This is a genomic window from Sphingobium rhizovicinum (genome assembly GCF_042647625.1).
GTDB classification, from domain to species: Bacteria; Pseudomonadota; Alphaproteobacteria; order Sphingomonadales; family Sphingomonadaceae; genus Sphingobium; species Sphingobium rhizovicinum.
Map to the genome: position 1 here is coordinate 1,619,336 of NZ_JBHRVU010000004.1, position 20,664 is coordinate 1,639,999.

Consider the following 20,664-nt stretch of genomic DNA (forward strand, 5'->3'; position numbering starts at 1 on the left):
GCGTGAACGGGCCTGCCCGCCATGTCTCCGCCCGCCGCCTGTTCCTTGCGGGGGCCATTGGTCTGGCGTTGTGGCTGGGCGTCACCTTTCTGTGGCATGTCACCTATCGGCAGGGGCTGAGCCTGCCGGTAATCCTGCTGCTGGATCAGGATTTTCCTGCACTGTCGGGTTCGGTTCTGCTGCTGGCGCTGGCCGCGCCATGGGCCGAAGGAAAGGGCTTTGCGCTGCCCGCGCCCACCGCGCGGATCGTGGTGCCGCTGATCCTGCTGTTGGGCATGGTAGCATGGGCCGGCCACTATGCACTGTTCCAGGATTATTCCATCAGCCGGGATGAGGAGGTCGCGCGCTTCGCCGCCGCCTATATGCGCGAAGGCCTGTTCGCGCGCCCAATCCCGATCGAATGGGAACCCTATCGTCGGGCGATCATGCCCGAATTTTTCTCCCCCTTCGGCGCGGCGGATTATTGGACGGCGGCCTATCTGCCGGTGAACAGCGCCATTCAGGCGATCTTCTGGCAATTGGGCGATCCCAATTTGGCCGGCCCCGTCCTGCTGATGGGCGGCCTGTTCGCACTGTGGCGGGTCGCGCTGCATCTGATGCCCGACCGGCCGGATGCGGTGTGGGTGACGATATTGCTGGGCTTTTCGTCCAGCCAGCTCTGGGTCACGGCCATGACCCCCTATGCGATGACCGGCCATTTCGCACTCAACATGATCTGGCTGGCGCTGGTGCTGCGCGGCGGGGCGCTGGGCCATCTGGCCGCCGGCGTCGTCGCGCTGATCGCGGCGGGTCTGCATCAATGGCATTTCCCGCCCATCTTCATCGCGCCCTTCATTCTGTGGATGCTGCTGGCGCGACGCTGGACGGTGGCGGCTTTTCATGCGCTGACTTTGGTGGCGATCGTCATCGTATGGGCCAAGCTATGGCCCGGCTTCCTGCTGCACGCGCTGGGCGCGCCGACCGATGTGCGCCCCTCCGCCGGCGTCGCCGACAAGGTCGGCAGCCTGTTCGAACGTCTCGGCGATCGCTGGCAGCCGCTGGTCAATCTCAGCCGCTATTTCGCCTGGAACAATATCCTGATGGTACCGCTCGCCGCGCTCGGCATGGCGGCCATGCGCTGGCGGCGGGTGATCAGCGGACAGGAAATCGCCCTGCCGCTGACGCTGGGTTGCCTTGCCGGCTGCGTGCTGGCGCTGGCGCAGGGCTATGGCTGGGGCTTTCGCTATGCCCATGGCTTCATCGGCCCCTTCTGCCTGCTGGCCGGGCTGGGCTGGGCGCGCTGCCGGCCCGAAGGCGCAATGCGGCCGGTGCTGATCGGCGTCATGATCACTGCCCTGTCCAGCGCCTTTCTCGTCTGGCGCACGCATGAATTTGTCGCGCCTTATGCCGCCAGTCACAAACTGATCGAATCGAGCCAGGCCGATGTCGTGCTGGTCGATCCGCGCGGCGGCCTCTACGTCACGGATCTGGTGCGTGGCCGCAACGGCGTGCCGGGCAAGCCGATGGTGATGAACCTTGGCATGCTGACGCTGGATCAGGTGGATGCGCTCTGCGCCTCTTATGTCGTCGAATTGTTCGATCGCGCGGAGTTTCGTCCGCTCGGCGTGCCGCTGGCGCGCTGGAATCTCGGCCGCATGGATGCGCTGCGCGCCCATATGAAGGAAGCGGGATGCGACCGGCCGGTCCAGCCGCCCCTGCCCGAAACCTTCGAAGACGCGCTGAACGCCGCTGACAATGCGATGTAAGGAGATTTTCCTTCATCCGTTCGCTCGGAACGGAAGGGGCGGGAAACGGCGTGGTGCTACGGGTTCTGGCCGTTATCGGCTGGCATGGGTTCTTCGTCGCGATACAGCAGCATGATCGATCCGTCTTCGCCGGTGACGGCGCGAATGGGCAGGCTCAGTTGCAGCGCGGACAAAAATTCGCGGCTGTCGTTCGTGCGGAACCGGCCGCCGATGCGCAGCGCCGATACGCGCGTATCGCCGATCAGGATCGGCGTCGCGCGATAACGGTTAAACTCCCCGGCCGCCTGCTCGATCGTTTCGCCATCCAGTTCCACCATCTGGTCGCGCCAGGCGGTGCGCTGCCCGATCAGCCTGGGGTCTAGATGGGTGAGCGATATGCGGCGCGGCTGGATTACGGCGCCGCTGCCTGCGGCGACCTTTTGTCCCATGCTGCCGCCCGAATGGACGGTTACGGTGCCTTGCGTCACGGTCAGTTCCACGATGGACGGGCGCATGCGGACGTTGAAGGCGGTGCCCACGGCGCGGATCAGGGCCGATCGCGCCTCGACATCGAACGGGCGGGCCTTGTCATGCGCCACGTCGAAGGACGCTTCGCCCTTCAGGATGCGCACCTTTCGGCCAATGTCGGTAAAGCGGACTTCGGCCTGGCTGTCGCTATTGAGGTGCAGGATAGATCCGTCATCCAGCGCGATGTCGCGCATTTCGCCGACCCGCGTTTCGTAGCGATCGACGCCGCTGAAGGTGCGGACGGTGACGATTGCGGCGACGATGAACAGCATCACCGCAACGGCAGCGGCCACCATGATGTTGCGCGACAGGCGGCGCTGCTGCTCTTCGCTGACAATCTGTTGCAGCGGGGGCAGGGTAATGTCGGCCGCTGCGCTCTTCAGCCGTTCGGCGGCTTCCCATGCCGATTCGGCGCGGGCGAAGGCAACGGCGTGGCTGGGGTCAGCCTCTATCCAGTCGCATATGTCCGATTCTTCTTCGGGACTGACGCCGTCGTTAAGCCTGGCCAGCAGGCGCGCGGCTTCCGCTTCGATCGCGTCCCTGTTCCCGCAACTTGAACCTGGTTCCGACGCCTGCACGTTCGAAGTCCGTTTCCTCACGTTCCGCCCAGGCTCGCATAACTATTGCGATGGCTTTGGCCAGATGTTTCTCAACAGTAGAAACGGACAGAGACATTTCCTCCGCTATTTCCAGCATCGATTTTTCGTGGATGCGGCGAAGAATGAACACGCGACGGCATTGGGTGGGCAACGACTCGACGATCGTCTCCACCTGTCGCAGCGCTTCGCGGGCATGAAGCTGGGCCTCGATGTTGTTTTCGCCGCCCAGCAATTCCAGATCGGCGATCGTTTCGAAGCTGACCACCTTGTTCCGGCGCGCGGTGTCGATCACGAGATTACGGGCGATGGTGAACAGATAGGCGCGGCCTGTGGTCACATTTTCCCAATTTTCCGTGGCATAGGCGCGGGTCATGACTTCGGCGACCATGTCGTCCAGTTCATGCGTCGTCGGCAGGATGCGGCGCAGACGGCCACGCAGGGCGGCTTCCTGTGGCAGGATCACCGTCTTGAACCATTCCATTTTAGCGCGAACCCGTAGCACGTTGACCCCCTTATTTGTCAGCCGCGCCTCTCCCGATTTCTTTTATCTGTCATAGTTCAATCATGGATGCAGGGGTCTGTCCAGCCGGTCTGAGGGCAGAATGTTAGCGATCAACCAGAAAGTTCCGCCTTTGGGCAAATTTATTGTGGATAAGCTACAGTTCGCGCATCATTCATTGCCCGACCCGGTTAATCGGGCGACGGCAGTTCGGCCGGCGCGCTGTCCGGCTGGTCATAATCCGGGGCTACGGGGGTGATTTCGTCAGGCTGCGTCATTGGCGTTTCAGCCGGATTGTCGGGCGCGGGGGCCTCATCAGGGGACTGGGGCATGATCCTGTCGGGCGCGGGAACGCCGTCGGGCGCGGGGATGGGGGCTTCATCGGGGCGGGTGGCCATCTTTGTCTCTCCACTGTCTTATACGGGGGCTACGCTTGGCCGGCAGAAGCGGTTCCGCGCCTGTTCTCACTATCCCTTGCCTCTTTCTGCTCTTTTCTCTATGCCGCGCCGACCGGCGACCGATGCGGGCGTGGCGAAACTGGTAGACGCGCCAGATTTAGGTTCTGGTATCGTAAGATGTGGGGGTTCGAGTCCCTTCGCCCGCACCAGAAAGCCGCCTGCGGCCAAGCCACCGAAATTCAGCTGAAGAAAGCGTTTGAGAGAAGAGATGCAGACTGTCGAGACGTTGAACGAGGGCCTGAAGCGCGCCTACACCGTGACCATCACGTCGAAGGACATCGACGCCCGCGTGGAAAAGGAGGTGGCTGCGATCGCACCGCAGGTCCGCATGCCCGGCTTCCGCCCCGGCAAGGTGCCCGCCAACCTCGTGAAGAAGATGCACGGCGAATCGCTGCAGCGCGACGCGCTCAACAATTCGATCCAGGACAGCATTCAGAAGCTGATCGCCGACCAGAAGCTGCGTCCCGCGATGCAGCCGTCGGTTGAGCTGGACGAGAATTTCGAATTCGGCAAGGACGCCGAAATCAAGGTTGCGCTCGAAGTGCTGCCTGAAATCGCCGCCCCCAGCGTTGATGGTCTGAAGCTGGAACGTCTGACCGCCGAAGTCGCCGACGCGCAGGTTGAAGAGGCCGCCGGCCGCATCGCCAGCCAGCAGGGCGCTCTGGAAGAATATGATGCCGATCATGCTGCGGCAGATGGCGACACGCTGACCATCGATTTCGTTGGCAAGGTCGACGGCGAAGTTTTTGAAGGCGGTTCGGCCGAAGGCGTGAAGCTCAAGATCGGCGCTGGCCAGTTCATCCCCGGCTTTGAAGAGCAGCTGACGGGCGTGAAGAAGGGCGACGAGAAGACCATCGAAGTCACCTTCCCCGAAGAATATGGCGCCGCCCACCTCGCCGGCAAGCCCGCCACTTTCGACATCACCGTTCAGTCGATCTTGAACGCCGACAAGCCCAAGCTGGACGATGAATTCGCCAAGTCGCTGGGTCTGGAAGGGCTGGACCAGCTCAAGGAACTGCTCAAGGGGCAGATCGAGCAGGAACATAATGGCCTGACCCGCACCTATATGAAGCGCAAGCTACTCGATCAGCTCGCCGCTTCGCACGACTTCGACGTGCCGCCCAGCATGGTGGAAGCAGAATTCGGTCAGATCTGGCAGCAGCTTCAGCATGAAGCGGGCCATGAAGAAGATCCGGCCGCCGCGCTCGCCGAAATGGAAGCCGAAAAGGACGATTATCGCGCCATCGCCGTGCGTCGCGTCCGTCTGGGCCTGCTCCTGTCGGAAATCGGCCAGGCCAATGGCGTCGTCGTCAACGATCAGGAAATGAACCGTCTGATCATGCAGGCTGCCCAGCAGTACAGCCCGCAGGACCGCGAACGCTTCGTCCAGTATGTCCGTCAGGACCCGATGGCCGCCGCCCAGTTGCGTGCGCCCCTCTATGAGGACAAGGTCGTCGACTTCCTGTTCGACAAGGCTGAAGTCACCGACCGCGCCGTGACCCGCGAAGAGCTGGAAGCCGCGATCGAAGCCGAAGACGGCGATCTCAAGCCCCACGTCCACGGCCCGGGCTGCGGTCATGATCATCATGACGAAAAGCCCAAGGCGAAGAAGGCCGCCAAGAAGGCTGAGCCGGCTGCTGAAGAAGCGAAGGCTGAGGAAGCCGAAGCTGCTCCCGCCAAGAAGCCGGCCGCCAAGAAGGCTGCCGCCAAGAAGGACGAAGCCGTAGCCGAAGACGCCGCTGCCGAGGAAAAGCCCAAGAAGAAGGCAGCTCCCAAGAAGGCTGCCGCCAAGGCCGAATAATCCTGCCTGACAGGATGTGAAAGCGCCCGGCTTCCCCCGTGAAGTCGGGCGCTTTTCATTTTGCGGGCGGCATGGCAGACGAAATATTAATCATGATGCCTGATGCACCTATGTCCGATAGATAGGGCAAAGGGCAGGGACGGTTGCGACGATGAAGGAATTTCCGGCTGTGAGTGGTGAGTTTGCTCTGGCGACGCCGCACATCGCGGTCATCCTGCCCTGCTATAATGAAGCCGGGGCCATCGTGCAGACGATCGAGGGGTTTCGCGCCGCCCTGCCGTCCGCCGACATCTATGTCTTCGACAACAATTCGACCGATCGCAGCCGCGAACTGGCGGCCGGCGCGGGGGCGATCGTCCGCCGCGTGGGCCAGCAGGGCAAGGGCCATGTCGTACGCCGCATGTTCGCCGATGTCGACGCCGACATCTACATCATGGCCGATGGCGACGCGACCTATGAGGCCGCAGCCGCACCCAGGATGGTCGCCGCTATGCTGGAGGATAATCTCGACATGGTCGTCGGGTGCCGCCGCGACGAGGTGGAGGCCGCCTATCGGCGCGGCCATCGCTTCGGCAACTGGGCGCTGACCAGCCTGCTCAAGCAATTGTTCGGCCGCAGCTTCACCGACATTCTTTCGGGCTACCGCGTTTTCTCCCGTCGTTTCGTCAAGAGTTTCCCGGTCCTGTCGGCGGGGTTCGAGATCGAGACGGAAATCAGCGTTCATGCGCTGGAACTCGCCATGCCCGTTTCGGAAGTCATGACCACCTATGGCGCCCGGCCCGAAGGCTCCGTCAGCAAACTCAGCACCTATCGCGACGGCTGGCGCATCCTGCGCACCATCATCACCCTCTATCGCATCGAACGGCCGATCCTGTTCTTCGGCGTGATCGCGGCTTTCCTTGCCGCGCTGGGCCTGGGGCTGGCGGCGCCGCTGATCGTCACCTATCTTCAGACCGGCCTCGTCCCACGCTTCCCCACCGCGATCCTGGTGACGGGCCTGATGATCCTGGCGACGCTGTCGGGCATGTGCGGCCTGATCCTCGACACGGTCGTGCGAGGCCGGCGGGAAGTGCGGCGGCTGGCCTATCTGTCCTTTTCCGCTCCGTCACACAGCATTCGGGGCTGAACCGCCATCGGGCGTCCCGATCCTGTCCCTTTGCAGCATAATTTCATTATGGACATAGGCGGCCAGCACCTGACGGCGTTCGGCGACCGTATTGAACGGCCAGCTTTCCTCATTGCAGCCCTTGAAGAAGGTGCGCGTGATATTGAGGCGATTTTGCCCCAGCGCCTGCCTGACCAAAGCGAGCGCGCGTTCGAAATCGGGGTCCTGAACAGCATGGGCAATGGCGGAAAACAGGTCGGTCATCGGACATCTTCCTTGCGTCCCGTGGCGAGCGGCTCGGGCGCGGCGACATATGGCCAAAGGCATGCAAGCCCCGCCACGTCCGCTTCGTCCCGCTCCGACTCCCTTTTTAGCAAGAGGCGCGGGGCGCGCGCAATTGCCGTAGCGATAGATTCCCCCCTTGAACCAACAGGCTTTTGTGCCGATGTAGGCCATTGGGCAAAAGCAACCACCTGAAAGAGCACAATGACAAATATCATGTCCGATCCCATGGCCGCGCTGGTCCCCATCGTCATCGAACAGTCGAATCGCGGGGAGCGCAGCTTCGACATCTATTCGCGGCTTCTGCGTGAACGGATCATCTTCGTGACCGGCCAGGTCGAAGACCATATGGCCTCGCTCATCGTCGCCCAGCTTCTGTTCCTCGAATCGGAAAATCCGAAGAAGGACATCTGGATGTACATCAATTCGCCCGGCGGCGTGGTGACGGCCGGCATGGCGATCCACGACACGATGAAATATATCCGTCCCCACGTCGGCACCGTTTGCGTTGGCCAGGCCGCCTCCATGGGCAGCTTCCTGCTGGCCGCCGGCGAGCCGGGCAAGCGCATCGCGCTGTCCAACGCCCGCATCATGGTGCACCAGCCGTCGGGCGGCGCGCAGGGCATGGCGTCGGATATCGAGATCCAGGCCAAGGAAATCCTGCGGATTCGCCGTCGCCTGAACGACCTGTACGTCAAATATACCGGCCAGACGCTGGAAGCTGTCGAGCGGGCGATGGACCGCGACACCTTCCTGGAGGCCGATGAGGCCAAGGCGTTCGGTCTGGTCGATGAAGTGTTCGATCGTCGCCCCGTCGCGGCGGAATCCACCGAGGCCTAAAGACTATCTTTACCGCTGCGCGCCACTCTGCCCTTGTGGAACGGGCGCGCGGCGGTCTAGAATGGCCTTTGGACCAGAAAATCCCTCGCCGGACGCGGATCTGGTGACTGTAGGCCGGGGGGGAAGAGAGAATGGCGAATGACTAAGCTTACCGGTTCGGATTCGAAAAGCACACTGTACTGCTCCTTCTGCGGGAAGTCGCAGCATGAGGTGCGCAAGCTGATCGCAGGACCGACCGTGTTCATCTGCGACGAATGCGTGGAACTGTGCAACGACATCATCCGCGAGGAGACCAAGGGCGGTCTCGTCGGCAAGAAGGATGGCGGCGTGCCCACTCCGCAGGAAATCTGCGATGTGCTCGACGATTATGTGATCGGCCAGAAGCGCGCCAAGCGCGTGCTGTCGGTCGCGGTCCACAATCATTACAAGCGCCTCAACCATGGCTCGAAGCCGGGCGAGGTGGAACTGGCCAAATCGAACATCCTGCTTGTCGGTCCCACTGGCTGCGGCAAGACCTTGCTGGCGCAGACGCTGGCCAAGACGTTCGACGTGCCCTTCACCATGGCCGACGCCACGACCCTGACCGAAGCCGGCTATGTCGGTGAGGATGTGGAAAACATCATCCTCAAATTGCTTCAGGCGTCGGACTATAATGTCGAAAAGGCGCAGCGCGGCATCGTCTATATCGATGAAATCGACAAGATCAGCCGCAAGGCCGAAAACCCGTCGATCACGCGCGACGTGTCGGGCGAAGGCGTGCAGCAGGCGCTGCTGAAGCTGATGGAAGGCACCACCGCTTCGGTTCCGCCGCAGGGCGGCCGCAAGCATCCGCAGCAGGAATTTTTGCAGGTCGACACGACCAACATCCTGTTCATCTGCGGCGGCGCCTTCGCGGGCCTCGAAAAGATCATCGGCGATCGTCTGGAAGCCAAGTCGATCGGTTTCGGCGCCCATGTCGCTGCGCCCGAAGAACGCAAGACCGGCGAACTGCTGCGTCAGAGCGAACCGGAAGATCTGTTGAAATTCGGCCTGATCCCCGAATTTGTCGGCCGTCTGCCTGTCATCGCGACGCTGGAGGATTTGGATGTGACCGCGCTGGTCAAGATCCTGGTCGAACCGAAGAATGCGCTGGTCAAGCAATATGGCAAGCTGTTCGACATGGAGAATGTCGAACTCAGCTTCACTGACGATGCGCTGACCGCGATCGCCAAGAAGGCGATTGAGCGAAAGACCGGCGCACGCGGCCTGCGCTCGATCCTGGAGGCGATCCTGCTCGACACCATGTTCGACCTGCCGTCGATGGAGGGCGTTGGCGAAGTGGTGGTCGACAAGGATGTCGTCGCCGGCACCAAGGAGCCGATTCGCGTATTCAGCGAGAAGGAGAAGCGGGCCGAAGACGCGGCCTGACGTTCACCTGTTTAAAATTGTCGTTTTTCAAGGGGTCGGCGGGCAATCGCCGGCCCTTTTTCGTTACGCTTGCGTGCGCCGCACAAAAAATCTCGCTGCGTTGCAAAATTGCACCACTGTCAAATAATGCCGCATATTTCGAAATTAGTCATTAAACTTCAATATATTACAGACAATTGGCCCTTGTCCGCAGGCGGCTTTCCTGCGGGTGGGAGAGAAATGTGACAGTCCTGCTGGTGCATTGTAACAAAATTGCAAACAGAGCATCACAGGGGCTTCGCCAGACGTCGCCATAGGGCGGCTCCGGCTTGAAAGAGCATCACAGCAAGAGGCGTGGCTCGCGCCACTCTTGAAAAGGGACAAGGGTCAATGAAACAGTTTCTGATGGGCAGCGTCGCACTCGCCGCCATCGCGCTTCCGGGCGCCGCATTCGCGCAGTCGACCGGCTCGCTCGATTTTGAAAATGAGATCGTCGTTACCGGCGCCAAAACGGCCGATGCCGGCATTGGCGGCGTTGTTATGCCCGATACCAGCCGTGCCAAGGCGGTGCTGGGCGCTGAGTTCATCCAGGCGCAGACGCCGGGGCAGACCATCAACGAAGTCATCAACCAGCTTCCGGGCGTCAGCTTCCAGAATAACGATCCCTTTGGTTCGGCTGGTGGTACGCTCACCATTCGCGGTTTCGACGACAGCCGCATTTCGCAGACGTTCGACGGTCTGCCGCTGAATGACACCGGCGGTTATGCGCTTTACTCGAACCAGCAGCTTGATCCCGAAATCATCGAGCAGGTGAACGTCAACCTCGGCTCGACCGACGTCGACAGCCCGACCGCCGCTGCAACGGGGTCGACGGTGAACTATCGCTCGATCACGCCCAGCGAAGATTTCAGCGCGAAGATGGTCGCCTCGGTTGGCGACTTCGAATTCTTCCGCCTGTTCGGCATGGTTCAGACCGGCAGCTTCACCAAGTGGGGCACCCGCGCCTTCCTGTCGGCCAGCCGCGCCAGCAACAACGCCATTTATGGCGGCATTGGCGAGATCGACAAGCAGCAGTATAACGCGAAAATCTATCAGCCGATCGGCAGCAATGGCGACTTCATCTCGATCGCCGGCCATTGGAACGAAAACCGCAACAACTTCTTCGGTTCGGTTCCGCTGCGTCTGGATGCGGATCGCGTGCCCGGCGGCGGCAGCGGCAACCGCTTCCCCATGACCAAGGATGAACGCTTCTATGAAGCGGCGCGTTGCCTTGTTCCTGGCGGTCGTGCCGGTATTGCCGATGTCGCCAGCAGCTGCGGCTCGGACTTCGAATATCGCTGGAACCCTTCCAACACCGGCAATGTTCGCATCAATTCGCGCTTCACCCTGTCTGACGGGCTGGTCCTGACCGTCGATCCCAGCTTCCAATATACCAAGGCCAATGGCGGCGGCACGTCGATCGCCAGCGAAGGCTTTACCCGGATTGGTGGCCAGAATTACACTGGCTTCATCCAGGGCTCGTCCAGCGCTGCGCAATATTTCTTCGGTCACGACATCAATGGCGATGGCGATATGCTGGATACGGTGCGCGTTCACACGCCCAGCCAGACCCAGACCAACCGCTATGGCCTGATTAGTTCGCTGCGCTATGACATTGATCCGAACAATACTGTTCGTCTGGCATATAGCTATGATCGCGGTCGCCATCGTCAGACCGGCGAGGCTGGCTATCTGACCGGCAACGGCTTCGGCGCCGACTATTTCCCCGTCGATGATCCGATCCTGGACGCCTATGGCGCAACGCTGCAAAAGCGTAACCGCCTGTCCTACGCGATCCTGCATCAGGTTTCGGGCGAATATCGCGGCAAGTTCATGGATGCGCTGACCGTCACCGTCGGTCTGCGTGCGCCTTTCTTCAAGCGTAACCTGAGCAACTATTGCTTCACGGCAACCGCTGGCGGCAATCTGCGCTGCTTTGAGCCGGGATCGTCGGCCGAAGCCGCCTTTGCCGGTGCCAATGCAACCGTGCAGGGCCCGCAGAAGCGCGTCTTCAAATATGACAAGCTGCTGCCGAGCGCTGGCTTCGTCTTCAACGCGGCCGATGCCGTCGACGTCTTCGCCAACTATTCGAAGGGCCTTCAGGTGCCGGGTACGGACAATCTGTACCAGTCCTTCTTCTATGCGCCTTCGGATGACCGTGCGAACCCGCAGCCGGAAACCACCGACAATTTCGACCTGGGCGTGCGTTATCGTTCGACCAAGCTTCAGGCGCAGTTGTCGGGTTGGTACACCATCTACAGCGATCGTCTGGCCTCGGCCTATGACCGTGAACTTGACACGACCATCTATCGCAACCTGGGTCGCGTCGATAAATATGGTATCGACGGCAGCATCACTTATCAGCCGATCCCTGAATTCATGATTTATGCCTTCGGTTCCTACCTGAAGTCGAAGATCAAGGACGATGTCGAACTGTCGGCGACCACCGTTGCGCAGACCGCTGGCAAGCGTGAATCGGGCGCGCCGGTCTATACCTTTGGTGGCCGCATGCAGGGCGAAATCGAAGGCTTCCGTCTGGGTGTCCAGGCGAAGCGCACGGGGCCGCGTTACGTGAACGACCAGAACCTGCCGGTCTATCAGACGATCAACGGTGCGCTGACGCAGGTCTATGGCGCGAAGGTTCCGGCCTACACCGTCGTCGATCTCGATGCGCGCTACTCGCTGGAAAAGTTCGGCGCTCCTGGCGTCGCCCTGCAAGTCAACGTCACCAACCTGTTCGACAAGCTGTATGTCGGCGGTCTGGACGGTACGCTGTCGAACACCAGCGTCAGCTTCGCCCAGATCGGCGCGCCGCGCACCTTCATCGGTTCGCTGGTCGTCGGCTTCTAAGTTTCGGCATAAGTCTGAAAAGGAAAAGGGCGGGGAGCAATCCCCGCCCTTTTTCATGTCCTATCCCCCTGTAGGATGCGATGCTCGCCGCTGGGTCGCTGGACCTTTCGATAGGATCAGGCCCGCGCAACATTATGTCCAGTTTGGCGGGAAATATGCGAAGTTAAGAGATTGCCTCAGCGCAGGCAGCTATCCAGACCATCGCGCTGGATGGCGCCGATCCGCGCCGCGATCGTATTGCCATAGCGACGGGTGAAGCCGCCGGGCGCGACGGCGGCCCGCTTCTTGGGCAGCGGCAGGACGGCGGCGATGCGCGCAGCTTCCGGGCGGGAGAGTTTGCCCGCGCCATGATGGAAATAGCGGATCGCGCCAGCCTGCACGCCATAGGTGCCGATCCCGGTTTCCGCGACGTTCAGATAGACTTCCATGATCCGCCTCTTGCCCCAGATCGCCTCGATCAGGACGGTGAACCAGGCTTCCAGTCCCTTGCGCACGAAGCCGCCGCCCTGAAACAGAAAGACATTCTTGGCCGTCTGCTGGCTGATGGTCGATCCGCCACGAATGCGGCCGCCGCTGGCGTTATGGATCGCCGCCTTGGCGATGGCGTCTACATCGAAACCATGATGGCTACAAAATTTGCCATCCTCCGCCGCGATCGCCGCCCGCGCCATGTCGGGATCGATCTCGTCCAGGCTGGTCCAGTCCTTGGTGATGCCATTGGGGTCCAGCAGCATCGTCCATGTCACTGGCGGCGGCACGAACCGATAAATGCTCACCATCAGCACGGACAGCAGGATGAAGCCCAGGATGATCTTGACGGGAATGGCGATCCAGGGGGATCGACGGCGCGAGGAGGAAGCGGATTTAGCGGTCATGCCGCCAGCGTAACGCGCTGGCGCTAAGGTTCAAGCGGCTGCGAGGGCTGGCTCCCGGCCACGATTGATCAACAGCACCAGCCCGGCGCCGATCAGGCAGAGGATGCCCGCTCCAACGAAGGCCGGCATATAGCTTTGCCACAGCGTCCGCGACAGGCCGCCGCCCAGCGCCGCGCTGGCCGCGCCAAGCTGATGACCGGCGAAAATCCAGCCGAACACGATATTGGCCCGCTCCGCGCCAAAGCGCTGCGCCGTCAGCTTGACCGTCGGCGGCACCGTCGCGACCCAGTCCAGCCCATAAAAGGCGGCGAAGATGGTGAGGCTGTACAGCGAAAAATCGCTGAACGGCAAATAGAGGAGGGAAAGGCCGCGCAGCCCATAATACCAGAAGAGCAGCCAGCGATTGTCGAACCGGTCGCTCAGCCATCCCGACGCCAGCGTCCCTGCGAAATCGAACAACCCCATCATCGCCAGCATCGATGCAGCGCCAATGGCGGCCAGCCCATAATCGCCGCACAACGATATAAAATGGGTCTGCACCAAACCATTGGTGCTGGCCCCGCAAATGTAGAAGGACAGGAAGAGGATCCAGAATGTCGGCACCCGCGCGGCATCGCGCAGCACGATCAGCGGCATTTTCAGCAGAGCGCCCAGGCCCGCGGGCTGCGCTGCGGCAGGCTGGATGCTGCTGTCGCCATAAGCCGCGAGGCCAAGGTCGGCGGGCCGATCGCGCATCAGCAACAACACGACGATCGCCGCCAGCACGATCGCGCCGCAAACCAGCAGCAACGCGCTGCGCCAGCCATGGCTTTCGGTCAGGCTGGCGAGCAAGGGCAGAAAGGCGAGCTGCCCGGTCGCCGTGCTCGCCGACAGCAAACCCATCACCAGCCCACGCCGATGGTTGAACCAGCGCGTCGCCACCGTCGCGCCCAGCACCATCGCCGTCAGCCCGGTGCCGATCCCGATCACCACGCCCCAGAGCAGCATCAATTGCCATAGCTGCGTCATGCCGAGCGACAACAACATGCCGCCAATCACGATCGACAGAGAGATCAGCATCATCCGCCGAACGCCAAAACGGTTCATGAAAGCCGCCGCGAAAGGCCCCATGCCGCCGAACAGCAGGAATCGGATAGCGAGCGCGCCGCTGATGTCTGCCGCGCTCCAGCCAAATTCCTTTTGCAATGGCACGATGAACACACCGGGCGCACCGACGGCGCCGGCAACCACCAGCATGGTTAGAAAGGTCGCGCCGACCACCGCCCATCCATAGTGAATATTTCGGGTGGACAGGCGGTGGGCCAAGGCGTTCGAAAGCATAAATCCCCTTCGCGTGCATGACGGGCTGGCGTTAAATGATAGATGTCATATATAACGTCAAGAGGCAGCGGAAGGACGCGGGCGATGAAGGTCAGTCGGGAACAGGCGGCGCGCAATAGAGAGACTGTGGTGGATGTCGCCTCGCGGTTGTTTCGTGCGCATGGTGTGGATGGGGTCGGTGTCGGGGAAGTCATGCGCGAAAGCGGCCTGACGCACGGTGGATTCTACAATCAGTTCGAATCGAAAGAGGCGTTGGCGGCCGAAGCCTGCGCGGCGGCACTGGCGAAAAGCGCCGTTCGCTGGCGCGCTCTGGCGGAAGGCGCCGGGGAGGAGGGGGCTGCGAGCGCGATTGCCGACAGCTATTTGAGTGCGCGCAATCGCGACGCTCCTGAAACCGGATGCGCCTTGATCGCGCTCAGCCCCGATGCGGCGCGGCGCGGTGGAGAACTGGCCGGGGCATTTCGACAGGGCTTTGAAGAACTAGCCGCGATAATGGAGCAATCGGCGCCTGATCTGGACAGGCCTGCGACGCTGGCGCGCATGGCGCAGATGGTCGGCGCAATGGCTCTGGCGCGGGCGGTTGCTGACCCGGATTTGTCCAATGAGATAATGGTGAGTGTGAGAAAGGCGGTGGGCCTGCCCGAGTAAACGGGGCGATCGCCATCTTCTTCATCTGGAAGAATTTGGCTCCCCGAGTAGGATTCGAACCTACGGCCATTCGATTAACAGTCGAATGCTCTACCGCTGAGCTATCGGGGAGCAGCCCGACTTCCGCCGGGCAGGCCGCGCCTATAGCAGCGGCTTTTGCGGAATGGCAAGCGCCAATATGATAGAAATTTACGCGATAAACTGTTCGGCTGCGATCCGGTCGTCCAGCGTATGTTCCGGATCGAACAACAAAGTCAGCGGGGTGGTGCGGTCGATGCGAACCTCCACCTGAGCAACGTCACGTACCTCGCGCTGGTCTGCCACGGCACTGACCGGGCGCTTGACGGGGTTCAACACGGTGAACCGAATCTGCGTCGCTTCCGGCAGGATCGCGCCGCGCCAGCGCCGGGGTCGGAACGGGCTGATCGGCGTCAGCGCGACCAGCGCGGATCCCAACGGCAATATGGGGCCATGGGCTGACAGATTATAGGCGGTCGACCCGGCAGGCGTCGCCACCAGCACACCATCGCACACCAGTTCGGGCAGGACGACGCGTCCGTTCACCTCCACCTCCAGCTTGGCGGTCTGGCGGGTTTCGCGCAGCAGGGACACTTCGTTGATGGCGGGAATGGAAAATTGTTCGCCATCGACCGTGTCGACCGTCATCCGCAGCGGATTGACCTTGAAGCTCTTTGCCTTGGCGAGGCGCTGATCCAGGCCGTCAAGCCGCCACTCGTTCATCAGGAAGCCGACCGTGCCCAGGTTCATGCCGAAGACGGGCAGAATACGGCGCCCCTCCAGCATCGAATGCAGCGTCTGGAGCATATAGCCGTCGCCCCCCAGCGCGATGATCATGTCGGCCTGCTCCACCGGCACGAAATCATAGGCGGCGCGCAGCCGTTCTTCGGCCGCGCGGGCCGCCTGGGTGGGGGACGCGACCAGAGCGCGCCGGGGTTCGCTGCTCATCCGCCTGTGACGCTCATATGGCGATGGGTGGCGGCGCGTTCGCCCGTTCCGATGCGGAAATCATGGGCGGCGGGTTTCAAACGTAAGGCGCGATCTATCAGCGGCTGGACTGCCTGTATGCCGTCATTGCGCAACGCAGCCTTGAAATCGACATGATCTTCATGGCCAAGGCACATGAAGATCTTGCCTTCGCAGGTCATGCGGACGCGGTTGCAGTCAGCGCAGAAATTGCGGGTTAGCGGCATAATGAGGCCAAGGCGAATGTTGAGGCCATCCACCGCATGATAACGCGCCGGACCGCCGGTGCGATCGGCGACGGGGGTGAGCGCATGCTGCGCGTCAATCCTGTCAGCTACCAGCGTCAACGGCAGATAATGGTCGGTACGATCCTCACCCGTTTCGCCGAGCGGCATGGTTTCGATCAGGGTAAGATCAAAGCCCTGCGTATCGCACCAGCGCAGCATCGGTAGGATTTCATCCTCATTGACGCCCTTGAGCGCCACCATGTTGATCTTCACCGCAAGCCCGGCGGCACGGGCGGCGTCCAGGCCGGCTAATACCTGATCCAGCTTTCCGCCTCGTGTCACATGAGCGAAGCGATCGGCGTTCAGACTGTCGAGGCTGACGTTGATCCGGCGCACGCCGGCCTCGGCCAGCATCTCCGCATGGTCGGTCAGCCGTGTGCCGTTGGTGGTCAGCGTCAGTTCTCGTAAACCTTGCCCCAGATGCCGACCAATCCGGCGGACCAGATCGCCAATGTCGCGTCGCACCAGCGGCTCGCCGCCGGTCAGGCGAATCTTGTCGATGCCGCGGGCGATGAACAGATCGGCGAGCAGCGCGATCTCCTCCAGCGTCAGCACCTGATTTTTGGGCAGGAACTGCATCCGTTCGGCCATGCAATAGCGGCAGCGCAGGTCGCAGCGGTCCGTGACCGATATGCGCAAATAGCTGATCCGGCGGCCCAGGCCGTCGGTCATCGTCGCACGCAAAGGATCGGCCATGGCCATGGGCCTTAGCTAAGCGATGGACATGCCCTGTGCAAGCACCCCGGTTGCAGCAATCGCAAGAGGTCGGTAACGCCTTGCTGTTAAGGCGGGGCAATGCGCGGCGCCGGGGAAACAGATTTGTGAGTGCAGATCAGAGCGCCGAGGGGCAGCGTAGCCTGTTCATCCTGTCGCCGGGAGACCGGGACGGGCTGAGCCATGCCGCCCAGCGTGCCGGTTGGCGCACGATCGGCGCGCGTCGCGCCAAGGATGCCCCGCAACGCTATCTGCGCAGTGAAGCGCAGGTCGCTCTGGTCGATTTGCGCAAGGGCGGGGCGACGGAGTTGCTGGCGCCGCTGGTGCCGGCGCTGGAGGCGGGCGGGGGTGCGCTGCTCGTATTGGTCGATCCCCGCGACGAAGCGCATGTCCCGACGATCATGGCGGCCGGTGCGACCCATTATCTGCTGGGGCCTGTGACAGACGATGGTTTGCGGGCGGCGCTGGCCTCTGCGCATCGGCTGGTCGAAAGACTGGGCGGCGGCGCGCAGCACAGCCAGCGGGCCCAGCGCATTCGGCGGGGCGATGCGCTGTATTGGGAATTGCCGCGTGGCGGGCATCTGGTGCGGTTGAGCGACAATCTGGCGCAGCATCTGGGGCTGACTGAACGGGCGGTTGCGCCGTCCGTTCTGGTGCGGCTTTTGCCGCGCGTCGAACGGCGCTCTGTCCTGACGGCCCTGCGCGCGATGCGTGTCGCAGGCCGGCCTGCGGCGCTGGCCCATGGCCTGCCGGGTCGGCTGGGGCAGCGGTTGGTGCATCATTTGCGGATGGCCGATGGCGTGATGGCGGCCGATGTGGAATGGCTGTCCGATGGTCATGAACAGGACGCATCGAGCCGTGACTATCTGACCGGATTGCGATCGAGGCAGGCGGCGCTCGACTGGCTGGACCGGCGGACAGGGCTGCCGACGACCATCCTGCTGCTGTCTATCAGCCAGTTCGACCGGATGAACGCAGCCTATGGGCAGGTCGTGGGCGACGCCCTGTTGGGACGCATCGCCCGGCGGGTGGAGCGGATGGTGGATGATGTGGCGCCCGGCGCGATGGTGGCCCGCATTGCCGGGACCGAATTTCTGATCGGGCTGATCGGCGAAGCGGCAGGCAGCGATCGCGCGACCTTCCTGGCGCGGCAACTGATCGGTGCGGTCGGACAGCCCTTCAGCGCTGGAGACCACCTGATCCGCCTGACCGCGCGATGCGGCATTGCGCAGGCGCGCGCCGAGGATGACGCCACCCAGTTGCTGCGGCGTGCCGGAACCGCGCTGTCCGATGCGCGACAGGGCGGCGGGGAGGGCATCCGCATTCTTTCGGCCGATCGGCAAAGTCGTCAGGTGGACGCCGACCGGCTGGAGACGGACCTGCGGCTGGCGCTGGACCGGGGCGAGATCGGCATCGTCTTTCAGCCGCAATATCCGGTCGACAGCGACAAGATCAGTGGCGTGGAGGCGCTGGCGCGCTGGAACCACTCCCATTATGGGCCGCTGGGCGCGGGCATATTGTTCTCAACGGCCGAGCGGTCCGACTATATGCTGCCTTTGTCGGCGCATATTCAGGCGGAGGCCTTGCGGCAGGCGGCAGCCTGGCCCGGCGCGCTGTCAGACTTGCGCCTGTCGATCAACGTCACGGCGGCGGACATCGCCCAGCCCAGCTTCATGGGCAATTTGCTGGGTCTGGTCGACAGTAGCGGCTTCCCCCGCTCTCGCCTGACCGTGGAGATTACCGAAAGCGGCCTGATCGAAGATGTTGGCGCGGCCGGGGCTTTGCTGACGGCGTTGCGGGCCGAGGGGCTGGCGGTGGCGATCGACGATTTCGGGACGGGCTATTCCAGCCTTGCCTATCTGAAAAACCTGCCACTCGATTATCTCAAGATCGACAGCGGGCTGGCGCAGGATATTGCCGGCACGGCGCGGGACCGGATCATCGTGCGCGGCGTCATCCACATGGCCAAGTCGCTGGGGCTGAAAGTGATCGCCGAAGGGGTTGAGACGGAAGAACAACTTGATCTGCTGGCGCGCGAAGGCTGCGACTATTATCAGGGTTTCCTGCGATCGGCGGGTGTTTCCTCCGCCGACCTCATAGCATTGGTGCTGAAGGGCTAAAGGCCCAGCAACGGCCAGAGGGTGATGAGGATGCCGACCAGCCCGGCCAAGAAGATGATCGTGCGGACGACAGGCACGCCAACCGCATAGAGCGGAAGATAGACGATCCGCGCGCCAAGCCAGATCCAGCCGCCCATCGCCGTCCATTCGCTGGTCTTGTCGGCCAGCACCACGCCGATCAGGGCGACGATGGCGATGGGCAGACTTTCCTTATAATTGGCCTCCGCACGGGCGAGGCGACCGGCCAGCGGGTTCAAGGGCGGTAGATGTTCGTCGCGCGCGCCCATATTCCATTTCGCGCCATATTGTTTGGTCTTCACATGGGTCGCGGCGAAGATGTGAACAAGGAGCAGGATCATGCCCCAGGCGAGAATCGTGATTTCTACCGGCATGATGCAAATCCTCCCGCTGCGATCGTATCAAAGCGGGAGGGTATAGGACAGGGCGTCAAAGGGTGAAACCGATCCGTACGATCAGGCTGGCCCCCGCATGAGCGCTGTTGGGGGCGTCGATGTCGGTATCGGCATAGCGCAGGCCGGCGGACCAGCGGCCCCTGTACCAGTCGAGCGCGACGCCATGATCCCAGTAATTGCCATCGGGACGCAGCCGCGCGGCGCGCAGGGGATCGCGCACATCGCCTGACGACCGGCCGACATGACCGGACAAGGTCAAGGGCGTGCCGGGGATGGCAATGGCGGAACTGGCCGAGACGTAAAGATTGTCGCCGCCGATGGATGACTGGCGCGGCGCGTAGCGGGCTGCCAGATCGACGCTGGCGGGGCCGAGCAGGAAGCCGGCGATTGCGCCGACTTCGCCATAACCCCAATGGCCAAAAGCGTGATCGGCGCCGGGGAAGAGATGATAGCGGCCTTCGGCGCTGAGGCGGAACCCGCCCAGTTGCCTGGCATAGGTGGCGCCCACATCGAGCACGGCGTCTGCGCCGCCATGGCGCTGACTGCCCCAGAGGGTGGTAGCCGTGCCGTCGAGGCTGAGGCCATCGGCGACGGGCACGGAGAGCGTGCCGCGCAACACCGGATCGCCGTCGCTCCAGCTGAGGCCGCGACGTCGTTCTTCACTGGCGGCTTCAACCGTGGCGGTGATGGCGGATGGGCTTTGGGCGGTGGCGGCATGGGCATGGCCGGCGAGCAGGAGCGCTCCCAGCCATGCCGTGCGGCGCAGTCGATCAGTTGGATGCAAGATTACGTACCGAGTCCAGTTCAGCCAAAAGGGGCGCGCGGTCGGCCTGCGCGACCGCGACCAGATGCGCTTCGATCTTTTCCTGATGCTGGGCAAGGTTGCGCGCGCCCGAATTGCGACCGGGCGTGCAGGCGCCGGCTTCGCTGCCCGAAAATGTCTTGTCGGTGGCGATGGTGCGGGCCAGCGCCGGACCATGATCCAGCTTGCGATCGACCACGACGGTCGCGGTCCACTGGCAGCGCTGGGCGTCGATGCGATTGGGGGTCTTGGCGCCGATGGTCTTCGTGCGCATTTCCGTGCGGGCGGTGTAGGTTGCGCCGAGTTGCTGGCCGTGATGCTCGACAGTGACGCTGTGGGTCGCGGCGGCGGCCGCGAGAGCGATGATCAAACTCATATCTATTCTCCTGC

At 62.5% G+C, this 20,664-nt stretch carries 19 protein-coding genes and 2 tRNA genes; 9 read left to right on the forward strand and 12 right to left on the reverse strand.

What is annotated here, in order from left to right; genetic code table 11:
• Positions 1 to 2 precede the first annotated feature (2 nt).
• Positions 3 to 1,745: an MFS transporter gene (locus tag ACFOKF_RS09160; protein ID WP_380795235.1), complete on the forward strand. Its 1,743-nt coding sequence runs from the start codon at positions 3 to 5 to the stop codon at positions 1,743 to 1,745.
• A gap of 56 nt (positions 1,746 to 1,801) precedes the next feature.
• On the opposite strand, the gene ACFOKF_RS09165 is transcribed toward ACFOKF_RS09160, so the two are convergent.
• The 3 genes from ACFOKF_RS09165 to ACFOKF_RS09175 all read right to left on the reverse strand — a co-directional run bounded on the left by ACFOKF_RS09165 (position 1,802) and on the right by ACFOKF_RS09175 (position 3,748).
• Positions 1,802 to 2,830: a FecR family protein gene (locus tag ACFOKF_RS09165; RefSeq protein ID WP_380795237.1), complete on the reverse strand. Its 1,029-nt coding sequence runs from the start codon at positions 2,828 to 2,830 to the stop codon at positions 1,802 to 1,804.
• A complete protein-coding gene (locus ACFOKF_RS09170) occupies positions 2,748 to 3,353 on the reverse strand; it encodes an RNA polymerase sigma factor (RefSeq protein WP_380795239.1) in 606 nt (201 codons plus the stop codon). The genes ACFOKF_RS09165 and ACFOKF_RS09170 overlap by 83 nt, the downstream gene beginning before the upstream one ends.
• Positions 3,354 to 3,541: 188 nt before the next feature.
• Positions 3,542 to 3,748: a hypothetical protein gene (locus ACFOKF_RS09175; protein ID WP_380795241.1), complete on the reverse strand. Its 207-nt coding sequence runs from the start codon at positions 3,746 to 3,748 to the stop codon at positions 3,542 to 3,544.
• Positions 3,749 to 3,872: 124 nt separating this feature from the next.
• Between ACFOKF_RS09175 and ACFOKF_RS09180 the strand changes: the two genes are divergently transcribed.
• From ACFOKF_RS09180 to ACFOKF_RS09190, 3 genes are all read left to right on the forward strand, one after another.
• A tRNA-Leu gene (locus tag ACFOKF_RS09180) sits at positions 3,873 to 3,957 on the forward strand.
• Positions 3,958 to 4,016: 59 nt separating this feature from the next.
• Positions 4,017 to 5,609 (forward strand): trigger factor, encoded by a 1,593-nt coding sequence (gene tig, locus ACFOKF_RS09185; protein ID WP_380795242.1) that lies wholly within the window; start codon positions 4,017 to 4,019, stop codon positions 5,607 to 5,609.
• A gap of 151 nt (positions 5,610 to 5,760) precedes the next feature.
• Positions 5,761 to 6,735, forward strand: a complete 975-nt coding sequence (locus ACFOKF_RS09190; RefSeq protein ID WP_380795244.1) for a glycosyltransferase family 2 protein — start codon at positions 5,761 to 5,763, stop codon at positions 6,733 to 6,735.
• Here ACFOKF_RS09190 and ACFOKF_RS09195 read toward each other — a convergent pair.
• Entirely contained in the window at positions 6,715 to 6,978 is a 264-nt protein-coding gene (locus tag ACFOKF_RS09195) for a hypothetical protein (RefSeq protein ID WP_380795246.1), read from the reverse strand. The two genes, ACFOKF_RS09190 and ACFOKF_RS09195, sit on opposite strands and share 21 nt — an antisense overlap.
• 222 nt (positions 6,979 to 7,200) lie before the next feature.
• Here ACFOKF_RS09195 and clpP point away from each other — a divergent pair, with 222 nt between their 5' ends.
• The 3 genes from clpP to ACFOKF_RS09210 all read left to right on the forward strand — a co-directional run bounded on the left by clpP (position 7,201) and on the right by ACFOKF_RS09210 (position 12,111).
• The gene (gene clpP / locus ACFOKF_RS09200) at positions 7,201 to 7,836 is read left to right on the forward strand and encodes an ATP-dependent Clp endopeptidase proteolytic subunit ClpP (RefSeq protein ID WP_380795247.1); all 636 of its coding nucleotides are present in this window, start codon (positions 7,201 to 7,203) and stop codon (positions 7,834 to 7,836) included.
• Positions 7,837 to 7,974: 138 nt separating this feature from the next.
• Complete coding sequence (gene clpX, locus ACFOKF_RS09205) at positions 7,975 to 9,243, forward strand: ATP-dependent Clp protease ATP-binding subunit ClpX (protein ID WP_184264525.1); 1,269 nt, start codon at positions 7,975 to 7,977, stop codon at positions 9,241 to 9,243.
• 369 nt (positions 9,244 to 9,612) lie between these two features.
• Positions 9,613 to 12,111 carry a TonB-dependent receptor gene (locus tag ACFOKF_RS09210; RefSeq protein ID WP_380795248.1) on the forward strand — a complete coding sequence of 833 codons (2,499 nt, stop codon included), beginning with the start codon at positions 9,613 to 9,615 and terminating at the stop codon, positions 12,109 to 12,111.
• A gap of 176 nt (positions 12,112 to 12,287) precedes the next feature.
• Here ACFOKF_RS09210 and mtgA read toward each other — a convergent pair whose 3' ends face one another.
• Together mtgA and ACFOKF_RS09220 are read right to left on the reverse strand one after the other, a co-directional pair.
• Positions 12,288 to 12,986 carry a monofunctional biosynthetic peptidoglycan transglycosylase gene (gene mtgA, locus ACFOKF_RS09215; protein WP_380795250.1) on the reverse strand — a complete coding sequence of 233 codons (699 nt, stop codon included), beginning with the start codon at positions 12,984 to 12,986 and terminating at the stop codon, positions 12,288 to 12,290.
• A gap of 30 nt (positions 12,987 to 13,016) precedes the next feature.
• Entirely contained in the window at positions 13,017 to 14,306 is a 1,290-nt protein-coding gene (locus ACFOKF_RS09220; protein WP_380795251.1) for an MFS transporter, read from the reverse strand.
• Between the two features lie 84 nt (positions 14,307 to 14,390).
• Here ACFOKF_RS09220 and ACFOKF_RS09225 point away from each other — a divergent pair, with 84 nt between their 5' ends.
• A complete protein-coding gene (locus tag ACFOKF_RS09225) occupies positions 14,391 to 14,954 on the forward strand; it encodes a TetR family transcriptional regulator (RefSeq protein ID WP_380795252.1) in 564 nt (187 codons plus the stop codon).
• Between the two features lie 36 nt (positions 14,955 to 14,990).
• Here ACFOKF_RS09225 and ACFOKF_RS09230 read toward each other — a convergent pair.
• The 3 genes from ACFOKF_RS09230 to moaA all read right to left on the reverse strand — a co-directional run bounded on the left by ACFOKF_RS09230 (position 14,991) and on the right by moaA (position 16,927).
• Positions 14,991 to 15,065: transfer RNA gene (locus ACFOKF_RS09230), tRNA-Asn, on the reverse strand.
• Between the two features lie 78 nt (positions 15,066 to 15,143).
• The gene (locus tag ACFOKF_RS09235) at positions 15,144 to 15,920 is read right to left on the reverse strand and encodes an NAD kinase (protein WP_380795253.1); all 777 of its coding nucleotides are present in this window, start codon (positions 15,918 to 15,920) and stop codon (positions 15,144 to 15,146) included.
• On the reverse strand, positions 15,917 to 16,927 hold the full coding sequence (gene moaA / locus ACFOKF_RS09240; RefSeq protein ID WP_380795254.1) for a GTP 3',8-cyclase MoaA: 1,011 nt from the start codon (positions 16,925 to 16,927) through the stop codon (positions 15,917 to 15,919). Before moaA ends, ACFOKF_RS09235 begins: the two co-directional genes overlap by 4 nt.
• 119 nt (positions 16,928 to 17,046) lie before the next feature.
• Between moaA and ACFOKF_RS09245 the strand changes: the two genes are divergently transcribed.
• A complete protein-coding gene (locus ACFOKF_RS09245) occupies positions 17,047 to 19,059 on the forward strand; it encodes a putative bifunctional diguanylate cyclase/phosphodiesterase (protein WP_380795255.1) in 2,013 nt (670 codons plus the stop codon).
• Here the strand turns inward: ACFOKF_RS09245 and ACFOKF_RS09250 are convergent.
• Genes ACFOKF_RS09250 through ACFOKF_RS09260 form a run of 3 tightly spaced genes read right to left on the reverse strand, consistent with a single transcriptional unit; the run spans position 19,056 to position 20,650 of the window.
• On the reverse strand, positions 19,056 to 19,451 hold the full coding sequence (locus ACFOKF_RS09250; protein WP_380795256.1) for an MAPEG family protein: 396 nt from the start codon (positions 19,449 to 19,451) through the stop codon (positions 19,056 to 19,058). The genes ACFOKF_RS09245 and ACFOKF_RS09250 overlap by 4 nt on opposite strands.
• A 55-nt stretch (positions 19,452 to 19,506) precedes the next feature.
• A complete protein-coding gene (locus ACFOKF_RS09255) occupies positions 19,507 to 20,256 on the reverse strand; it encodes a TorF family putative porin (RefSeq protein WP_380795257.1) in 750 nt (249 codons plus the stop codon).
• Positions 20,243 to 20,650, reverse strand: a complete 408-nt coding sequence (locus ACFOKF_RS09260) for a hypothetical protein (RefSeq protein ID WP_380795259.1) — start codon at positions 20,648 to 20,650, stop codon at positions 20,243 to 20,245. Before ACFOKF_RS09260 ends, ACFOKF_RS09255 begins: the two co-directional genes overlap by 14 nt.
• Positions 20,651 to 20,664: the final 14 nt, after the last annotated feature.